The organism is Rhizobacter sp. (assembly GCA_019635355.1).
Taxonomy (GTDB): Bacteria; Pseudomonadota; Gammaproteobacteria; order Burkholderiales; family Burkholderiaceae_C; genus Rhizobacter.
The window spans coordinates 1,912,050-1,926,290 of sequence record JAHBZQ010000001.1 but is presented as its reverse complement, the minus strand read 5'-3'; the positions used below and the strand labels follow the sequence as shown (position 1 = coordinate 1,926,290).

General features: G+C 58.5%; 16 protein-coding genes. 9 read left to right on the top strand and 7 right to left on the bottom strand.

Features of this window, described 5'->3' with window-relative positions:
• Window positions 1-59 precede the first annotated feature (59 nt).
• The 3 genes from KF892_08575 to KF892_08565 all read right to left on the bottom strand — a co-directional run bounded on the left by KF892_08575 (window position 60) and on the right by KF892_08565 (window position 2,799).
• Window positions 60-1,403, bottom strand: coding sequence for a DNA cytosine methyltransferase (locus KF892_08575; GenBank protein MBX3625050.1), 1,344 nt, complete (start codon window positions 1,401-1,403; stop codon window positions 60-62).
• Window positions 1,404-1,841: 438 nt separating this feature from the next.
• Window positions 1,842-2,297, bottom strand: coding sequence for a hypothetical protein (locus KF892_08570; GenBank protein MBX3625049.1), 456 nt, complete (start codon window positions 2,295-2,297; stop codon window positions 1,842-1,844).
• A gap of 79 nt (window positions 2,298-2,376) precedes the next feature.
• Window positions 2,377-2,799 carry an HNH endonuclease gene (locus KF892_08565; protein MBX3625048.1) on the bottom strand — a complete coding sequence of 141 codons (423 nt, stop codon included), beginning with the start codon at window positions 2,797-2,799 and terminating at the stop codon, window positions 2,377-2,379.
• A 764-nt stretch (window positions 2,800-3,563) separates the two neighbouring features.
• On the opposite strand from KF892_08565, the gene KF892_08560 reads away from it, so the two are divergent.
• The 5 genes from KF892_08560 to KF892_08540 all read left to right on the top strand — a co-directional run bounded on the left by KF892_08560 (window position 3,564) and on the right by KF892_08540 (window position 6,510).
• Window positions 3,564-4,430 carry a hypothetical protein gene (locus KF892_08560; protein MBX3625047.1) on the top strand — a complete coding sequence of 289 codons (867 nt, stop codon included), beginning with the start codon at window positions 3,564-3,566 and terminating at the stop codon, window positions 4,428-4,430.
• A 26-nt stretch (window positions 4,431-4,456) separates the two neighbouring features.
• A complete protein-coding gene (locus KF892_08555; protein MBX3625046.1) occupies window positions 4,457-4,738 on the top strand; it encodes a hypothetical protein in 282 nt (93 codons plus the stop codon).
• 1 nt (window position 4,739) lies between these two features.
• Window positions 4,740-5,099: a hypothetical protein gene (locus tag KF892_08550; protein ID MBX3625045.1), complete on the top strand. Its 360-nt coding sequence runs from the start codon at window positions 4,740-4,742 to the stop codon at window positions 5,097-5,099.
• A gap of 17 nt (window positions 5,100-5,116) precedes the next feature.
• Window positions 5,117-5,770, top strand: a complete 654-nt coding sequence (locus tag KF892_08545; GenBank protein MBX3625044.1) for a hypothetical protein — start codon at window positions 5,117-5,119, stop codon at window positions 5,768-5,770.
• Between the two features lie 107 nt (window positions 5,771-5,877).
• Window positions 5,878-6,510, top strand: coding sequence for a hypothetical protein (locus KF892_08540; GenBank protein ID MBX3625043.1), 633 nt, complete (start codon window positions 5,878-5,880; stop codon window positions 6,508-6,510).
• Window positions 6,511-6,583: 73 nt separating this feature from the next.
• Here the strand turns inward: KF892_08540 and KF892_08535 are convergent, their stop codons facing one another.
• On the bottom strand, window positions 6,584-6,901 hold the full coding sequence (locus KF892_08535; GenBank protein MBX3625042.1) for a helix-turn-helix transcriptional regulator: 318 nt from the start codon (window positions 6,899-6,901) through the stop codon (window positions 6,584-6,586).
• A gap of 221 nt (window positions 6,902-7,122) precedes the next feature.
• On the opposite strand from KF892_08535, the gene KF892_08530 reads away from it, so the two are divergent.
• The 3 genes from KF892_08530 (at window position 7,123) to KF892_08520 (ending at window position 9,476) form a co-directional block, all read left to right on the top strand.
• Complete coding sequence (locus KF892_08530; GenBank protein MBX3625041.1) at window positions 7,123-7,665, top strand: hypothetical protein; 543 nt, start codon at window positions 7,123-7,125, stop codon at window positions 7,663-7,665.
• 33 nt (window positions 7,666-7,698) lie between these two features.
• The gene (locus KF892_08525; GenBank protein MBX3625040.1) at window positions 7,699-8,544 is read left to right on the top strand and encodes a hypothetical protein; all 846 of its coding nucleotides are present in this window, start codon (window positions 7,699-7,701) and stop codon (window positions 8,542-8,544) included.
• A 62-nt stretch (window positions 8,545-8,606) separates the two neighbouring features.
• Window positions 8,607-9,476 (top strand): hypothetical protein, encoded by an 870-nt coding sequence (locus tag KF892_08520; GenBank protein MBX3625039.1) that lies wholly within the window; start codon window positions 8,607-8,609, stop codon window positions 9,474-9,476.
• Window positions 9,477-9,587: 111 nt separating this feature from the next.
• On the opposite strand, the gene KF892_08515 is transcribed toward KF892_08520, so the two are convergent.
• Both KF892_08515 and KF892_08510 read right to left on the bottom strand, forming a co-directional pair.
• Window positions 9,588-10,337 carry a hypothetical protein gene (locus tag KF892_08515; protein MBX3625038.1) on the bottom strand — a complete coding sequence of 250 codons (750 nt, stop codon included), beginning with the start codon at window positions 10,335-10,337 and terminating at the stop codon, window positions 9,588-9,590.
• A 359-nt stretch (window positions 10,338-10,696) separates the two neighbouring features.
• Window positions 10,697-11,272 (bottom strand): hypothetical protein, encoded by a 576-nt coding sequence (locus KF892_08510; GenBank protein ID MBX3625037.1) that lies wholly within the window; start codon window positions 11,270-11,272, stop codon window positions 10,697-10,699.
• Window positions 11,273-12,218: 946 nt separating this feature from the next.
• Here KF892_08510 and KF892_08505 point away from each other — a divergent pair.
• Window positions 12,219-12,842 carry a hypothetical protein gene (locus KF892_08505; protein MBX3625036.1) on the top strand — a complete coding sequence of 208 codons (624 nt, stop codon included), beginning with the start codon at window positions 12,219-12,221 and terminating at the stop codon, window positions 12,840-12,842.
• Window positions 12,843-12,922: 80 nt separating this feature from the next.
• On the opposite strand, the gene KF892_08500 is transcribed toward KF892_08505, so the two are convergent.
• The gene (locus KF892_08500) at window positions 12,923-14,236 is read right to left on the bottom strand and encodes a hypothetical protein (protein ID MBX3625035.1); all 1,314 of its coding nucleotides are present in this window, start codon (window positions 14,234-14,236) and stop codon (window positions 12,923-12,925) included.
• Window positions 14,237-14,241 lie beyond the last annotated feature (5 nt).

Genomic DNA, 14,241 nt, shown 5'->3' with positions numbered 1-14,241 from the left:
CCGATTTCATTCCCCCTGCCCGCCGAGGCGCACGTATCCGACGAGCAGCTCTGCAACGCCTAGGCAGCAACAGCGGTTGGCCGATCTTCCAGAGCTTGCATAGCATCATGCCTGATGCTGTAGTCCACGAGCCAGCCCGCAAGAGTCCGCCCGATGGCCATGGCGAGCAAGGGCGGCACGGCGTTCCCCGCTTGTGTATAGCGAGGACACTCGCGCTTCCGGCGGTCACCGCCAGTTGTGTACTTGCCCTTGAAGGTGAACCAGTCAGGGAACGACTGGAGGCGCGCGTACTCCCTGACGGTCAGGATTCGAGGATCTCGGAAATGGAGGATGTCGTCAGGGAGTGTCGTGATGGTGGGCGCCGGCTCCGAGGCAGCCATCGGGTAGATCCGATGCTTCTTCAACTTGAACGAATCCCTATCCGAGTCGCTCATCCGCACTCCCTGGCGGCAGGTCTCGATGATCTCGCGGAACCGGTATCTGACTTCGTCGTTGTGCCGGGCGAGGCGCATGCTGTCCATCTCATCGGACGTGACGCCGGCGTGCATCAGGACTTGGTAGGCACTCCGAGCACGACGCCCGTCGTAGGAGAGTTGAAAGAAGCCGCGTGGGGACTCAGGGTCTTCGCACTCACGCAGATCCATCGAGCGCCCGTCCTTGCCTACGATCGACAAGTCTCCGATCGCGTCCTCAGCAGACACTGGTAGCTCGAGTCGCAACGAGCCTACGAAGCCAAGGCGATCGGCTTCGAGACGATCAAAAAACGCCTTCACCGGATATTGCATGTCCGGTCTCATGCGCTCTCTCAGTGCGCCCACGACGATCAAGCGGGTTCGCTTCTGTGGAACCCCGAAGGAACTGGCATCAAGAAAGCGCCCCTCGACGTCGTACCCCATCGAACCCAGCTCGTCCCTTAGCGCAGCAAAGTAGGAGCCTTCCCGGGCCAATGCGCTTGCACCGACGCGAAGGTTGCCGGTGCCATGAGGGACGGCCATGCCGGGCACATTCTCAAGCAGCACCGCGGTCGGCTTGACGAGTCGAACAACCTCCAAATAACGCTTAAAGAGTTGGTTGCGAGGATCGTCAGCGTTGCGCCGCCCAGCAAAGCTGAATCCTTGGCAAGGAGGTCCGCCAGCGATCAGCTCGAGTTCGATACCCCTCATCGCTTCCAGTCGACCGGAGTGAGCGGCCAGAAGGTCGTCTATTGGATGTGCTCGGCGTTCAAGCCACTCCGGCCAATCGAATCGACGGACGCCAGGTAGTTCCCGGTCGACAAGGTTTGCCTTGAAGGTTCGGAAAGCCATTGGATCGCGTTCCACCGCGAACAAGCCCTGCGCGCCGGACAGTGACAACCCCAGCGAAAGCCCCCCACAGCCCGAAAACAGATCAACGAATCGAATCACGTTCTTGTTTGAATCGTTGGTTCAAGCGGCCGCGAACTTCGATGGCCACGCCGGCCCTGAATGTACAGGAGCGAAGGCGCGCATGGATCGGCGAGTACCCACGGAGACGATGGGAGCGCCGTGCTTGAAAGGGATGGCCACGCTGAGCAGGACTAAAGCCCAAAGGTACAAGGCGTGGTGCGCGGGTACTCAGCCAATGTGCTACTCAGCTCGGGATGCTGGGCGATGCTGCTCTCGGGCTTGTTAGCGCCTGAGCGAACTGGCCTCCAGCATGACCGAATCTGGATTCGTTGCATCAACGGAGCGGCACGCTTGGCGTGCTCGTGGAGTCCCTGATGGAGATTCAGGCAGCGAAGCTAGCTTCACCGACGACAAAAGCACCCCTAGAAGTAGGAAGTGGCGGCGGGGCGACTAGGCTCTTCCGTCAGAGCGGGTGCCTCAGCCTGACGCCTTTCCGGTGAGCAAAGCCAGTCGCTTCAGCGCTTCTCGTTTCCCGAGCTGACGGACCGCTGCCAACGCCGGCAGAAACTTGGCCCGAGGGGCGGACTTCTCGTCTTCCCACTTGTAGACCGACAGACCAGACGCACCGACCAGAAGGCCGTAGTCCTTTGCAGAGAATCCCAGCTTCTCGCGGTGCGCCTTAAGCCTGCGTGCGCTGAACTTCGTTTCTTGCACCGCAGTTACGTCCTTTGTTGGACGAAGTGTTCGCGAGGCGGCGTTTGCTTTCGTGGCTTGCCGGAGGGCTCGCTCGACCTCTTTTAGCTGCCGCTTGAGCGCTGCGATTTCACCGCGATAGGAAGCCGAGGCTTTCTTTAGCGAGGCAATCTCGGCGCGAATCTCTTTGCGTGCGAGGCGAGTGATTTCGCTTTTGAGAAGCGTAGCGATGCTGGTCATCCGTTAAGTATCGCTTCTTCATCCCATCCTCTTGTGTGCAACCGTCATGCACCAGTTGCCTCACGGACGCGGGGATGTCTCATTTGCCCGGTTCGATCTTGTCGCCGAGCAACGCACCGACCACAACACCAACAATTGCACCAGGCGGGCCGGCGAGTGCAGCGCCGATCATGGCGCACCCGCCCGCGCCTAGGAACGTGTTCTCAGTCCTGATCCGCTTGCGGCTTTTCGCAGAAAGCGGTGCTCTCGTTAGCCCATTCTTCGCTCGAACTGATCGCGTGCTTCTTGCTCCCTTGCTCCTGTTGCACGGAATGCAGGCGGCATACAAATTATTCAGATGGTGAGTGCCGCCATTGGCTTGCGGATTCGAGTGCTCAACCTTCCAAGAACTCCGTGCGTCGAGCAGACCATAATTCTTAAAAGCCAGCCTTGCATGGCACAGATGACATCGACCAGCAGTGCGGTCATAGATTCTGTTGAGTGCGTCGGAATCGAACTTCATGGCGTCTGGGACGGGGCCCAACGTGTGTTTCGGTGCTTAGACAATGCCTCACTCGGTGGCTCACTGGGTGAGCTACCAGTGTAGTGACTACCCTTGATCGACTTGAAAGTCGGTTCCGGCGTGTCGGCAAGCACGCGGAACGCCTTGCATTCCTAGCCCCTCGCGCGGCGACATTGGCAAGCGATCGGACCCGTCTCGGGGCCTCTTTCATCAGTTTCCGCAGCCAGCCCGAAATTGGCATGACCAGCCGGTTAGCTACATCGTCGTTCGCCGCGTGGTAAGCCGGCTGGCTGCGAAACCGATGCCATTTCCAGCAGCTAATGCGCTCGGCTTGTGGAGTTTCCGCGAGCAGACGACGGCTTAGCCAGTCAGTTTCCGGCGCTCAACTGCTCAAAAAGTTGAAAAACCGTTATAATTCAATAGCTTGCGCGAATTCTCCGGTCGCGATCTTCACGATCAAAGCCGGCAGATTTTCGGATCGGATCGTTGCCAGTTGTTTGCACGAGGTAGCGATGACCACCGAGGTTGCAAGTAGGTGAGGCCGGTCGGGCTGTCTTCCAGACCATTCATTAGCTCCGTTCACCTGCGGTGATCGCTGCTTTACTTAAAGCCGCGTCTCGCCAGTTCTAGCAGTTCCCTCCCTCCGTTTCTGACTTAGGCCTAGCGCCGTGCATCGCTCCGAAGGTGTCGCAGGCGCGCTGCCGCATGGTGCGTTGCACTCTGACTCAGAACGGACATCAACACCATTAACAAAGGAGAGTCCTATGAGCCTGCCGAATCCGGCAGAGAGCGCCGCCGTGCTCACGAGTAATTCGCTTCACACCATCACGCGCAACCCGGGCCTGAAAGCCTCGACTGTCAAGGCTTACGAGAAAGACATGAAGCAGTACCGCGATGGCTTCGGAGGCAAGTTGCCTTGCGACGCCAAGGCACTGAACAGCTACATCTCTTGGCTCCGTTCGCGCGTTCGGCCGACCACCATCCATAGGCGGCTGATGGCGCTCCGGTACGAGCATCTGCGACTCGGGCACACCAGCCCGACCGATGCGCCGACCATGCGAACGGTGATGCGCCAGCTGCAGCTGGGCATGCTTCCGGCGAAGCAAGGCTCCACCGCGCTGCCCAAGAAACGCGAACCTCGTCAGGCTCGCCCAATCACGAGAGCGTTGCTGGCTCGCATGCTTGATGCGATGGGTGGCAATCTGTTGGATCGACGTGATCGCTGTCTGCTGCTGCTGGGCTTCACGGCGATGTTGTCGCGTTCGACGCTGGTGTCGCTTGATGTGGCTGATGTGCGCATTCAAGAGCATGAGATGAGCGTGCGTGTTAGAGATGAGCAACCTGAAGGGAAGACTCTCCGCATCATCATCGTCCCCAAGATTTCTGGCGATCTGTGCGCTGCGCGAGCCGCTAAGGAGTGGATCGAACACGCGGCGCTTGATCTGGAAGGTGGGCCACTCTTCAGACGGTTCGATCGAGGTGGCAACCCAACGACCGAGCGGCTAGACGCAGCCTGGGTGTCGGTGGTTCTAAAGACACGGCTAAACGCCGTTGGCGTCGAGTCGAAGAACTTCAGCGGTCAGAGCTTGCGGCGCGGCCGTCTCGCCGAACTGAAGGGGGGTGCGGCGTGAGCGATTCGATCGAGGATCAGTTTCCTATGCCTCTGTTCTCGACTGGCCAAGTGGTCGCCACGCCGGGAGCGCTGACCTTCCTTCGCAGCGTCGGTGTCGAGCCGATCGACCTGATCACCCGTCATGTGTTTGGTGATTGGGCCGACCTGCCGCCAGAGGATCAAGTGCAGAACTGCTTGGCGGTCGCCCGAGGCGGCCGCGTCTTCACGAGCTTCTCAGTAGGACACACGAATGATCTCAAGAAAGTCTGGGTTATCACTGAGGCAGATCGTCGGTCCACCTGTTTGCTGCTTCCACAGGACTACTGACATGGAAAGTAATTCATCTACCGAAGGAACGACTGTGAGCGGCCAGAACTGGCTTTTCTCTTGCCCGCTCTTTTCGACCGGCTACGTCATCGTCACTCACAGAGCCAGAGCCTTTCTCCATCGCGAAGGCGTTGATCCCACCGACTTGCTTGTTCGGCACACGCATGGAGATTGGTTCGACCTTTGTTTCGAGGAGCAGGCGAGGAATATCCGAGCGGTTGCTAGAGGGGGCCGTGTGTTCACGAGCTTCTCCTTTGGGACACGGCCCAACATTGAGAAGGTGTTTGTGATCACGGAATACGACCGCAGTTCGTCAACCATCGTGCTTGGAGCCGAATACCTATGGGCCGCATTGAACTGAGGCTGCACGAGGGCTTGATGAACCCCAACGCTTCGACATGGCGCCTGATCCGGCGGTCGCCGCATCTGCGCCAAGGATCTTTAGATGGAGCTTGCGGGGCGTATTGCGTCGCGATGGCGACCATCGTTCTGGGCGTGGCAACAAGGGCTCGGATCAAGTGTTTGCCGACTGCCACGCCTGACCTCGAACTGTTCGGTGACTTCTGGACGAAGGCGCTGGAGGGCTACTTCACCGGCACTGACAAACAAGAGATGTTGAGCCTTCTGTCAACGCTCAGCGGGTTTATCAAGTACCGAATTGACCTGGGATCGACAGAGCGCTTGCTTCGGCGGGTGGCGGAGAAGCTGAATCGCAATCGGGTGGCTATCGTCGGCGTGGATGGCACAGGGAGCGGGCATTGGGTCTTGGCGGTTGGGGTCGAAACGTTGGTGTCCAAAGGAAGCAAAACGGTGACCGGAATTCTGTGCCTCGATCCGAGCGAACCGACGCCCCCGCTGGCTCAATGGAACGCACGCATTGAACTCAACCCGCCGGCCGCGGGGACGGGCAAGTTGGGGTACCGAATGGCCGATGGCAGGTTGCGATCCGTGAAGTGCAAAGAGGCGTACATCCTTGACGCACGCAAGACTGCAGCGGGGAAGGCGGGCCGAATGTTGGGGTTGCTGCCGTGACGCCAAGCGGAGAGGACCATCGTCTATATGCGCGTGTGCCTGGTGACCAGATCGGGCCATACGAGGTAAAGAGGCTTCTTGGTCATGGATGTGAGGGCCATGTCTACTTGGTCACCGACATCCGCGACCGAAGTTTCAAGACGCTCAAACTCCTCCGAGGCCGGAACATGGCTCGTGAGGTTGAGCACATCACATCCCACTATCACCGTCTGCGTGCTGTTCCATCGGTGAAGCGGTTCATTGAGTGGGGTATCCTCAAACGCCAAGCGGGTGTGGGGGACCGGCCCTGGCTTGCTTTCGACTATGTCGATGGCGCCACCTTGTACGAGCTGGTCAACAGTGGGCGTATCGCCTGGTCGCTTTGCGTGCTGATACGAGTCGCGCGAGCGCTGCAACCACTTCATCGCCGACGCATCGCCATCGGTGACTTTGACCGTGGGCGCAATGTGCTGGTCGAGAGGGTCACGGGCCGGATCGTCTTCTGCGACCTGGACGCCGGCGAAATCGGCGAACCGCCCCTTGCCTTGGACGAAGACAGTGGAGAACTCGCTCGACTAGCGCTTCGGCTGCGGCGGCCTGGCACCGACCTTCACAAAAGCGCCGCCCGAGCCATCAGCCAAGCTGGCACGCTGTCCCAGGCGATTCGGCAACTTCAGATGCTCAGTGCGGATGGCAGCTGCACGCGCTCCAAGCAGTGCACAAGCCGCTCATCGGCAAGAGCGGCACGCCGGCAAGCGTAGTAACTCCGCCTTCAACCAGCGGCTCGATGGTCGCGGAAACGCTTTGCGAGGTGCCGTCTATCGGCACGAGGCGTCAATCGCCAACCTGCGCTCGAAGGTCGGCAAGAAGCTGAGTCCGCCGGGCGGCGGGCAGCCGACCCCATAGGAGCAGCATTTCAGCGGTCTTGTCATCGGATGCGTAAAGGTATTCGACTGGCACCCGAAGCGCCTTGGCGAGATTCCGGGCGATGTCGTGATGAGGCCAATGCTTGCCAGTTTCATATTGGCTCATCCTTGCGCTGGCCGAGAACTCGTCGATGCCGGCTGCGTGGGCAAGTGCCTCCTGCGTCAGTCCGGCACGGTCGCGCGCTTCCCGCAAGCGACGCCCGAAGACGTTCGAGGCGGTGGTCACGTTGTTCCCTTGGGCGTCATGTCGCCTAAGAGAATCTGAGAAACAAACCCGCGTTGCTCTAAGATTTACTTAGTAGAGCGTGATGGCTGTGCTGAGAGACCTAAGCATTCCTTAGTTTTGTGCATCGGAAGGGCATCTACATGAGGCGACTTTTGATCGTTCTCTTGCTGTTGGCGGTTGGGGGCTGCGCAATATACGGAGGCGCTGGGTCGATTACCTGGTTGGACGGATGGCGCCCAGGGAGCGACGCACTTTGGCAGGCCGCAGCAGCGGGATGGCTCGTTGCCGTTCTTGCCGGCGTCGTTGCTGGATGGCGGAAGGGAATCACCGTCTTCAGAAACTACGACGATCTGGCGCTGGTCTTCTTTGCCGGTGCATCGTTGCTGGGCGCGTTCTACGTCATCGTATTGAGCACGGGTGATGGGTGGGTCCGGCCGGCGGTGCTGGGTTTGCTCTTGCTGACAGCTGGGGTGTGCTCGATCATCATTGCGATACGCACCTGGATCGACAACCGCAATCCGCTCTGGTTTGCGGTGGCGCTGGTCACCAAGGTGTCGTTGGGGGCGATCTTCCTCATTCACCTCGCCTCACTCATCGTTCCCGAAGGCAAGACGAACGCGCAGCGCGCGAAGCGGCGCGCCAGCGCTTTGGGATGGCTGATCCTGATTACGCCGGTGATCGTGAGACTCGTCCGCGATCACGAAGGAATCTGGACGCCACGCACGGTTTTCAACCAATACCAGCGCGGGCGTCTTCGCCTGTAGCACCTCATACCAAGTCCAAGAAGAGGAAAACGCATGAAGAACTATCAGAGCTTGATCGAGAGGGCCATGAAGGAGCCGGCGTTTGATCGGTTCATGAACCTTCCTCTGCCAATTCGCACGCCGGTCGCCTGGGGAATGACCTCTGCGGAGCCCATCGCGGCCATCGAGAACAGCTTGGAGTTCGCGCTGAAGCGAACTGGGCACGGTTGGTTTGCTCGAAGGCGCCTGCGAACGCAAGTGATGGCGGACGTGAAGGCCATGCTCGAACCGGACATGGTGGACGCCACCTTCGCAGGCTTTGCGTATTGCTTACTGGCCTTGGTCGCAGAAATCGCCGCGTCACTCCCTATAGGCGAGAGGGAAGAGGTTCTTCCGAGGCTGGTCGCTAATGTGCGGGCAAAGACTGGTGCGCGCGCTGCGATGTTCGATCTGTCGGACGTGCAAGCGCTGCTCAGCGAGGGCGACCCCGCGCTGGCGCATGACGAACGGTCAGTGCTGGAGCGAGCGGAAGCGGTGGGCCTGATGTACGCCGGCCAGTCGTTGCGAAACGTCGCGATAGGTATCGCCAGTTCGCTCAAAGACGAAAACGGCGACATGAACACTCGCAGGCAGCGCATCTGCCGAGCGCTCGCGGACGGTGCGGGTCTGCGATACAGCGACGACGGAGGGTCCGGATGCCCCAACTGTGGCAGCGAGTCCTTCGAGGTGGTCCAGCGCGATGAGCTCCGTAGCGTCAGCAGACCCAAGGAATTCAAGGAATCAACAACTCGGGGAACGAGAACCAAGGTGATGAAGGTCGGCTTCGACCGAACACGCGAGGAACGACGCTGCGCAGACTGCTGCTTTGAGTGGAAGTTTGTTGTTGACTCTGAGCAGTAGCGATTGAGAGGTACGCGCCTATGGCGCCACGAATCGAATGAGGGAACAACATGGAGAGGGATATGACAAATTTCTTTGGAACTGTTGGACGCTACGGGATGGTGGTAGCAGTAAGCATGCTCGCAACTGCTTGCGCGGAAAAAGGGCCAACTTGTTCAGACAAGTTGGTGCTTGACACGGTCAAGAGCTTTTATCAGGACTCTGTCGAAGAATCACTTTCTCTCGTCCCTGAGAAGCAGCACCACCTCCGTGAGATCGAGACCGCAGTAAAAATCCAGTTCGATGCAGTGCGGACGGTTGCTAAGAACGCAGAGCTCGGAAGGCAAGAGTGCGAGGTGCAAATGTCCGCAGCGGTGCCACCCTCAGTAGCGGAACTCGCAGTCAGTCCAAATGCGAGGGTCTTCTTCAATGCGGCGTACAACCTACTGCAACGCATGAAGGTCAAGGATGGACGGGTCGAGACGACGGTGTACTACGAAGTTCAACCTTCGGACGACAAAAGTCATACCTTCGTGAAGGCGCGAGGTGCTCAGGAGTTTGGGCAACTGGTAGCTCACTTGTCTGTGCTTGGGGCGCTCAAACAAGCGGCGCCTAAAGCTGACACGCCAAACGCTTCCGGTTCGGACAGCACACAGGCAAAGACGGAGGTTCCTGCAACCGAGACGCTTCCGCAGTGCGTCATGCCCGCGGGTGAGATAAAGGGTGACCGGTTTGTCGTCCACGGTTCTGGCACCCGTGTCTTTCAATCCCCGGACCATGAGCAGGTGATGACAACCATCACACAACCTCTCGCAGTGTGGGCTGTTGAAAGAAGGAGCGGCTGGCTAAAGCTCACCGGTGCGTCAGATAGTGAACCGTATGCCCCCGGGCAAGCAATCGGTTGGGTCCGTGAATCAGACGTAATGTACGTGGCGTTCCGGGAGTGCAACTGAATCTATAGAACGTATCGCGTAGGGGCTCGCTCAAAGATGTTGCAGCTTTTGAGGTGCTGCCCAAGGCAGCAATTCTGATGGCTCTTTGTGCGACGGGGTGCTTAGCCAATGTCATGGGCCGCTGACGTTGTAGCGTGGAGCCAAACCCGCTGCCTGCAATTGCAAATTCGCGAGGTATTGGGCTTTCTGAAGGGCCAGCGCGAGGCGCGGCCTTGTGGCGTCTGTCGCTTTGTCGAGAGCAGCTTGTGCGTCTAGGACGACACCGACCGCGTCAAAGGCAGCTGCGATGGCCTTCTGGTGTTCAGCATCCTTTTGAGCTTGAGTTTCGGGTGTGAGCGCTTTGGCCAAATCGTCTTTCTGGGCTTTGAGTGTGCTCGAAAGAGTCTTGCCAAACAGTGTTCCATCGCTGCTGCTTGTAAATGTGACGGCGGCAGTAAAAGGTCCTGCCTCCAGGTCATTGCTTCCTTTCGACGGTTCACCTGGAGGCTTGGGCATTGCCGACCAACCGCTTGCGAGTCCCTTCGTCGCTGCCCCATATATCAAAGTCGGCGTGCCCTCTAGGTCCTTTAGAAGGATCAGATGGGACCCTATGGTCTTGGTTGCATCAAGTCCCTTGAGATCAATGCCTACCGTCAGCTGAGTTGGCTTCCGAAACAGCCCTTCAGCTTCGGGCGGTCGACGAGAAAAGAGCACTACCGGCTGCAGTACCAAAAGGTTGTCAATCTCGCGGCCTGCAAGCCTTACCTCCCCATACAGATAGGGTTGCTCGCTGAGCCCAAGCGCCGACCAACGAGCTGTGATTCCCTTCCAAGGAACCTCAGCTCCCACTGGTGCCGGTCCATAGACGGCGAGATTCGTCACTGGTGTGGCCCTTTGTCGGCCATACCAGAACCGAATGCAAGTACCGCTGGGTAGCCATGCTTTGCCTTTGCCGCTCCAGCGGTACAGAAAGCCCGGGGCCGCACCTGTTCGGACGGTCGTTGAGGACTCTGTCGCTTTGTCTAGGAGTGTGGAGCCGAGTCCCACCACCGCGCTTACTGCGAATTTCCCAGCCCAAGCTGCCAAGGCTGCGCTTTCGGCGCGAAACGTCGATTCATCGCAGTCGTCATCGACGACAGAGCGGAAGATGAGACTTTCATCGCGAGGCGCTTCTGCTGCCGTAGAACTTCCCGCCACTGAGAGAAGCGCAAACAGTAGGTACAAGGGTCGCATTGAGTTCCTCATTCAAGTCTGGCCACGTCCTCGGCGCGTACAACTACGCCGTAGTTGAGTATGGTGTCTGCGGCCGCATCACCTGGGCAGAACGTCTCTTCGCGCTTTCCACTGGTGTGTATGCCTATGAACATCAGCTCTTGTCTGCCGCCCAGAGAGCGCTCGACAAACATGGGTGCGCCGCTGGCGCCCGGAGTGGTGGAGCAGGCGTGGGTCATGCAACCCGCAAGCTGAGGCTGGATGATTTGACAGAAGCCCGCGACCTGCTGACGGATTCCGGAGTCCCTAGCTTTCTGCTCAAGCCATGTAGGTTCGTGGAAGGCGGGCAGAAAGACCTTCTCGCCAAACAACGGCTTTGCCAGAGGGATGGATGTGAGTTTGCTGCCGCTGATGGCGCTGGTCAGTTCGATGAAGACATAGTCAAGTTGCTCCACCTCGCGCGGAAGAATGGGCATCAGCTTCAACGAAGGATGGACTCGAAACTCAAACGGCTTTCCTGCAGTGGCAGTGGGAATCTGCACACCCTGAATCGAGTTTGTTATCGGTGCTGACACTGGCCCAAATTCAACGGCCAAGGAACTCATGTCTGACGCGTGTGGAAACACGGTCACTTGAGTCAGTGAAAGTTGATCTACCCGAAACAAGCAGTGCCGGGCAGTGATTCCACGCTTTGGCGTGAGCATGAAAACAGTACACAGCGTCCTGCCGCCCAAAACAAGCCTGCCAACTCGATCCGCAACGCGTTTGTCCGGCGGCCCTAGGCATGCAGACAGAAACGAGATCTCCTGATCATGATCCCTCTTGCTTACCGGCTCTTTGAATCCGGAAATGCGGCCGCTGGCTCGAAGGTTTACCAGAGCATCATTGCAGGCAGCGGCTTCCATTGGCGCGCCCCACATCGCACGCAAGCGCCCGCTAGAGTCCATCGCTTGGCTGCTCCCACCGACCTTCTGCACCTCAGTTCGAGCAATGCCACGCACTGCGCCTGAATTGCCGACATCCCCTTGGCCGCGATGTTCATTCGCGCCTCTGTCCCTAGGCACTGGCTTGGGGCGAGACGGAGCGTTGCCTGGTGTCGAGACCGTAGGCTTTGGAACGGAGGCCGGTGTATCCGGCGCGGAGGCAAATCCGAGGGGAGCCGAGGCACCTAGTCCTGTCGTCGATGATGGGGTTTCGGGCCGCGGGGTGATTCGCGTGGGCAACTCGGGTCTCTGCGGTGGAGGCGCAGGCGACAAACTCGGCCCTGTTGGAGATGTCGCAGGCGCTGGACCGAAACCGCCCCCGCCTCCAGGAGTTGCGCCTATTGACCCTCCCCCTGAACCTGAGGACGATCCGCCACCAAAACCACCTGCTCGTTGCGCCGGGGACGCTGCCGGGAATAAAAGAGCGGTCGTGGCGAATAGTGCTGCCAGATATCTCAATGGATCACACATCACCCATGCCCTCCCAGGAACGGACCAGCACACTTTATTTCTTAGGAAGGCTCCTTGCGTCATTCAAATTAGGGATCAGGCCGGGAGTGGGTAACTTGTGAGAACAAACTACGTTCTGATTGACTACGAGAACGTGCAGCCGGAGACCTTGGCTGGTCTTGACGCAGAGCACTTCAAAGTTCTGCTCTTTGTTGGCCCAAACCAATCGAAGATTCCGTTTGAGCTGGCCACGGCGATGCAGCGGCTTGGGGAGCGGGCTGAGTACATCAAGATTTCAAGCAGCGCGAAGGATGCACTCGATCTGCACATCGCGTTCTACATAGGTGAGCTTGCGACTAAAGAGCCAGCGGCCTATTTCCACATCATTTCTCGGGACACCGGCTTTGATCCACTCATTCAGCACCTAAAGACCCGGAGGATCAGTGCACTCAAGTCGAAAGGTTTGGAAGACATTCCTTTGTTGAAGGCGACGAACGCGAGTTCTACAACAGAGAAGGTCGAGGTAGTAGTTGCGAATCTCAGGCAACGCGGCGCTTCCAAACCTCGTGGACTAAAGACGCTGACGAGCACGGTAGCGTCTCTGTTCCAAAAGAAGCTCACAGAAGCAGAGATTGCAGAGTTGCTTCAGGCTCTTCAGAAGCAAGGACTCATCACTGTCAGCGGAAACAAGGTCTCGTACTCTTTGCCCGACCAGCGCATGTCTCGAAAACTGATGGCTTAGCAAGAGGCAGACGCGGGCGAGGCTTTCGCGGGGAGGATGCGCGTTCTTGGAATTTGGTGCATCGAGAGGCGGTGCTGACGCTACGCTAGATATCCGATACGGAGGCTAGTAAGGCGATAGAACAGTTCGATCAACTGCACAAGTTCGGTGTGCTCTTGTTCTGTGCCCCAGGGCTCGAAAAGATTTCCGTGAGCCACTCGATTTCTCACGTTCTTCCAGGCCGCAATCTGATCCTGGGAGATCAAGCCCCGAGCGGATCGGTCGGCTAGGTATCTGGCGGGAGAGGCCTGCGCCATCCCAGCCACAGCCCCATTTAATCGGCTACGCACCGCAGGAGGTGACAGCTCGGCGATCAGCTTCCGAGTAGATTCCAGCTCGCCAGCGGCAAATTCTGCCGGGGTATCTTTGAAGCCTGGGTCGAGCTTGATAACCCCCTCAATAGCGCTTGCAACGCAGAGTGCGATCACCCAATGTGATCCAGCCGTGCGGGCCTGAATGACCTCATCATGCAATCGTGTCAGGCTGTTGGCCTCGAACTCCGGGCTCCCCCGCTTGTTGCGGTGACGGGCGACGTAAGTGAGGTAGTGCTCGTAGAACGACCAGAACTCGGCAGGTGACTGATTTTTCAGTTGGATGGCGCAGCCGCCCAGCGTCTTTCCCAGTGCTGGGGTTGTCCGTAGTGATACGAATGCTTTGCCATCGCGGCAATTGCGCGCCACTAATCTCGGGAAGATCAGTCGTCCCCGTAGAGCCCGAAGTGGTTCAGAAAGCCAATTTTCCAGGTACGGATGCGTAAGCTCGTCGCTGGTCGTGGCGCGAATCCACAGCTCCTGCGTCCAGGGCTGTGACATCACTTCGATGTGGCTTCCCAGAATTTCCATCTGATGCCGACCGCCCTGCGTGCGCGAACCGATTTCAGCTTCTCCGAGATGGGCCGTTGTCCTCATAACCTCCGTGAACGGCACATTGGGAGGGGGCGCGTAGGCGAGTTCAACTCCATCGGAAGGAGAGAGTTGCTGGACATCTGTGTTGAGGCTCCCCGCTTCGCCAAAGAGCTGCCAGTGAGATCCCTGAATCTCTCCATGCTGGGGCAACACCCAGCCGGCATTCCATTCCGTTCCTGCGTAGTCAATTCCGCGCAGTCGCATTGCGGATTCGCGAGCGAATGGTTGCTCAGCGACACGACGAATGGCTTCGAGCGCGTCCCCCGCCTTTCGCGGGACAGCATCAAGCTCAAAGGAAATGCTCCCTGACGTTTCAACGATAAATCGCCCCGATCCCTCAAAGATTGGTGGCTGATGTTCATACCAACCGTCAAGAAACATCCGCGGGCATCGAATCACCTGACTGCCTGCTTCAAGCAGCCATTTGAAAGGGGTTAGCGTCTTGGGCACAGTGT

Excerpts from the sequence above, each read along its gene's own strand:
- KF892_08550 (MBX3625045.1), top strand. The coding sequence starts at position 4,740 with ATGGAAAGTAATTCATCTACCGAAGGAACGACTGTGAGCGGCCAGAAC.
- KF892_08555 (MBX3625046.1), top strand. The coding sequence starts at position 4,457 with ATGCCTCTGTTCTCGACTGGCCAAGTGGTCGCCACGCCGGGAGCGCTG.
- KF892_08520 (MBX3625039.1), top strand. The coding sequence starts at position 8,607 with ATGACAAATTTCTTTGGAACTGTTGGACGCTACGGGATGGTGGTAGCA.
- KF892_08510 (MBX3625037.1), bottom strand. The coding sequence starts at position 11,272 with ATGAGTTCCTTGGCCGTTGAATTTGGGCCAGTGTCAGCACCGATAACA.
- KF892_08525 (MBX3625040.1), top strand. The coding sequence starts at position 7,699 with ATGAAGAACTATCAGAGCTTGATCGAGAGGGCCATGAAGGAGCCGGCG.
- KF892_08570 (MBX3625049.1), bottom strand. The coding sequence starts at position 2,297 with ATGACCAGCATCGCTACGCTTCTCAAAAGCGAAATCACTCGCCTCGCA.
- KF892_08560 (MBX3625047.1), top strand. The coding sequence starts at position 3,564 with ATGAGCCTGCCGAATCCGGCAGAGAGCGCCGCCGTGCTCACGAGTAAT.
- KF892_08545 (MBX3625044.1), top strand. The coding sequence starts at position 5,117 with ATGAACCCCAACGCTTCGACATGGCGCCTGATCCGGCGGTCGCCGCAT.
- KF892_08565 (MBX3625048.1), bottom strand. The coding sequence starts at position 2,799 with ATGAAGTTCGATTCCGACGCACTCAACAGAATCTATGACCGCACTGCT.